This window comes from Micromonospora sp. NPDC049679 (assembly GCF_040659735.1).
Lineage (GTDB): Bacteria > Actinomycetota > Actinomycetes > Mycobacteriales > Micromonosporaceae > Micromonospora_I.
This window is the reverse complement of record NZ_JBFANZ010000106.1, coordinates 1-1,025: the sequence shown is the minus strand read 5'-3', so window position 1 is coordinate 1,025 and position 1,025 is coordinate 1. Positions and strand designations below refer to the sequence as shown.

Here is a 1,025-nt window from a genome sequence, read left to right as displayed (position 1 = left end):
TCTCATCTGGAGGGGACGAGAATGGGCTTCTTGAAGAAAACGCAGTCTGAAAACCCGGGAGAAGAGGCCGGCGTCGGCGAAGTCGACGATGGGTTCGTTGAAGTCCCTGCAGATGACACTGCGGCTGACGAAGCCGCCATTCGTGATTCGCTGAAAGAACAGGGCGAAGCCGGTAAGGAAGACGAGTCCGCTCTGGAAGAAGTCGTTGCGCCTGCGGAGGCGCTTGGTGACCAGGCCGGGCAAGACGATCTGATGGATGGCCTGCCCTCCTCGATCTATTTGCTGCGCGAGATCCTGCGGAACCACGACTGGTCGGAGAACCCTGCGGATCCCGCAGGCCAGATGATCGAGTGGACGATGATCGAGTCCATGATTCGCTCTGCGATCGATGCGGGCCATCGTGCTCATGTGGAGCGAGTTTGGGCAGAGGTTGCCCCGCCCAGTCATGGCGGGCTTGCCGATGTGCTCGCTTCGCTGCCGCAGGATTCGGCGGGGGCTGCAGGTCCTGACGCAGCTCAGCCCGCCCAGGAGGAAGTGCACATCGCCGAAGATGCAGCTATGGGCGTCGAGCCTCACCTGCGCACCTTCCAAATGCCCGAGGCTGATCGTCTTCCGGAGCCTTACCTTCGTACCCTCAGCCCGGACGATGTGCTGGATGGTCAGTATCGGCACATCCCGGACGAGGCATTCTCCCAGCCCTACCAAGGTCAGGAATGGGCTGCCCGGCCAGAGGCCGTGCGCCCTGCCCCTGCAGCGAACTCCGCAGCGCCTCATCCTGAAGGAACGCCAACGGCCGGCGGGACGGACCTGTTGAGCAAAGCATTGTCGGCACCTTTCGCGCTGGCTTCCGCGGCGGGGAGCCTTGTCCTGGGCTCACTCAAGACGATGGGCGATCAGGCGCGCTCTTTCTATCAGAAGCGAGCCGTCAATGGGCACCAAGTCATGGAGAGGCAGCTCAATGATCACGCTACTCGCATCGACGGGCTGACCAGCCGACTCAGGCAGTCAGGCATGGGTGAGTTCAT

Annotated in this window: 1 protein-coding gene; it reads left to right on the top strand. The window is 62.1% G+C overall.

The window, feature by feature from the left end:
• Positions 1-21 precede the first annotated feature (21 nt).
• A partial coding sequence (locus AB0J06_RS26470; protein WP_357432401.1) for a hypothetical protein occupies positions 22-1,025 on the top strand: 1,004 nt, incomplete at its 3' end.